Annotated in this window: 3 protein-coding genes; all 3 read right to left on the bottom strand. The window is 69.4% G+C overall.

From position 1 onward, the window contains the following. On the bottom strand, positions 1-119 hold a 119-nt coding region (locus VGD32_RS06455), incomplete at its 3' end, for a dihydrofolate reductase family protein (protein WP_331031082.1). Then, positions 119-589: a transcriptional regulator NrdR gene (gene nrdR / locus VGD32_RS06450; protein WP_331031081.1), complete on the bottom strand. Its 471-nt coding sequence runs from the start codon at positions 587-589 to the stop codon at positions 119-121. The genes VGD32_RS06455 and nrdR, both read right to left, overlap by 1 nt. Positions 590-596: 7 nt before the next feature. Next, the gene (glyA, locus tag VGD32_RS06445; RefSeq protein WP_331031080.1) at positions 597-1,880 is read right to left on the bottom strand and encodes a serine hydroxymethyltransferase; all 1,284 of its coding nucleotides are present in this window, start codon (positions 1,878-1,880) and stop codon (positions 597-599) included. Between the last annotated feature and the right edge of the window lie 100 nt (positions 1,881-1,980).

The raw sequence follows: 1,980 nt of genomic DNA, 5'->3' as shown, positions 1-1,980 counted from the left end.
CGCAGGCGATGCCCCTCCAGCCGCGCAGTCTCGCCGGTGATCCATTTCGACTCGCCGGACGCCGTGGCGATCCGCCCGTCGAGGGAGGTCGCCAGCTTCAGGGTCACCGACGGGCGCATCAGCGCGGGCCGGACTCGTCGTCCAGACCCTCGTCGCCGAGGAAGCGGGCGAAGTCGCCGGTGTGGCGGAAGTCCTTGTAGACCGAGGCGTAGCGGACGTAGGCCACCTCATCGACCGACTTCAGCGCCTTCATGATGAAGTCGCCGACGGTCGACGACGGGATCTCGGTCTCGCCGAGGCTCTCCAGCTGGCGGACGAGGCGGCTGACCAGCTGCTCGATCTGCTCGGGCTGCACCGGCCGCTTGCGCAGGGCGATGCCCAGCGAGCGCTCCAGCTTGTCGCGGTCGAAGGGCGTGCGGCGGCCGTTGCGCTTGAGGATCATCAGCTCGCGCAGCTGCACCCGTTCGAAGGTGGTGAAGCGCCCGCTGCACTGCGGACAGGACCGCCGGCGGCGGATGGCGGCGCCGTCGTCGGACGGGCGGCTGTCCTTCACCTGGGTGTCCGGGTTTCCGCAGAAGGGGCACTTCATCGGCGGCTCATCCGTAGATCGGGAAGCGTGCGGTCAGCGCCCGCACCTCGTCCGCCACCCGTTGCGACACGGCGGCGTCGGCCTCGTCGCCGCCCTTCATCGAGTCGATGACGTCGGCGATCCAGTGGCCGACCTGCTGGAACTCGGCCACGCCGAAGCCGCGGGTGGTGCCCGCCGGGGTGCCGAGGCGGACGCCCGAGGTGACGGTGAACGGGGCGGTGTCGAACGGCACGCCGTTCTTGTTGCAGGTCATCAGGGCGTGCTCGAGCGCCGCCTCGGTGGCCTTGCCGGTGACGCCCTTGGGCCGCAGGTCGACCAGCATCAGGTGGCTGTCGGTGCCGCCCGAGACGATGGCCGCACCGCGCTCGACCAGCACGGCGGCCAGCGCCTGGGCGTTGTCGACAACCTGCCGGGCGTAGGCCCTGAACTCGGGCTTCAGCGCCTCGCCGAAGGCCACGGCCTTGGCCGCGATGACGTGCTCCAGCGGCCCGCCCTGGAGGCCCGGGAAGACCGCCGAGTTGATCTTCTTGCCCAGCTCGACGTCGTTCGACAGCACCATGCCGCCGCGCGGCCCGCGCAGGGTCTTGTGGGTGGTGGTGGTGACCACATGGGCGTGCGGCAGCGGGTCGGGATAGACGCCGCCGGCGATCAGGCCGGCGTAGTGGGCCATGTCGACCATCAGGTACGCGCCGACGCTGTCGGCGATCTCGCGGAAGCGGGCGAAGTCGATGTGGCGGCTGTAGGCCGAGGCCCCGGCGAGGATCAGCTTCGGCTTCTCCTGCTCGGCCATCTGCGCCACGTGGTCGTAGTCGATCAGATGGTCGTCCTCGCGGACCTTGTAGGTCACCGGGCGGAACCACTTGCCGGACTGGTTGGCGGGCGAGCCGTGGGTCAGGTGGCCGCCGCAGGCCAGGTCCATGCCGAGGAACGCATCCCCGGGCTGCAGCAGGGCCATGAATACCGCCTGGTTGGCCTGGGCCCCGGAGTGCGGCTGGACGTTGGCGAAGGCGCAGTTGAACAGCTGCTTCGCCCGCGACCGGGCGAGATCCTCGGTGACGTCGACGTATTCGCAGCCGCCGTAGTAGCGACGGCCCGGATAGCCCTCGGCGTACTTGTTGGTGAGCACCGAGCCCTGGGCCTCCAGCACCGCCTTCGAGACGATGTTTTCCGACGCGATCAGCTCGATCTGCTCCTGTTGCCGGCGCAGTTCGCCCTGGATGCCGCCGAAGATCTCCGGATCGGCGTCGGCGAGCGATTTCGAGAAGAAGGCGTCGTGGGTGAAGGCGGTCACTGGAATCCCCGGCGTTGCGGCCCGTTCATTTACGCCGCGCCACCTTCGGCCACAACATCTTGTGGGTCACCGCGACAGAAGCGCCCGTTTCAGCTTGGCC

It is taken from the genome of Brevundimonas sp., assembly GCF_036402095.1.
Taxonomy (GTDB): domain Bacteria; phylum Pseudomonadota; class Alphaproteobacteria; order Caulobacterales; family Caulobacteraceae; genus Brevundimonas.
This window is presented reverse-complemented; position numbering and strand designations above follow the sequence as displayed.

What these genes read in the sequence shown, in the direction of transcription:
- nrdR (WP_331031081.1), bottom strand. Translation starts at nt 589, where the DNA reads ATGAAGTGCCCCTTCTGCGGAAACCCGGACACCCAGGTGAAGGACAGC.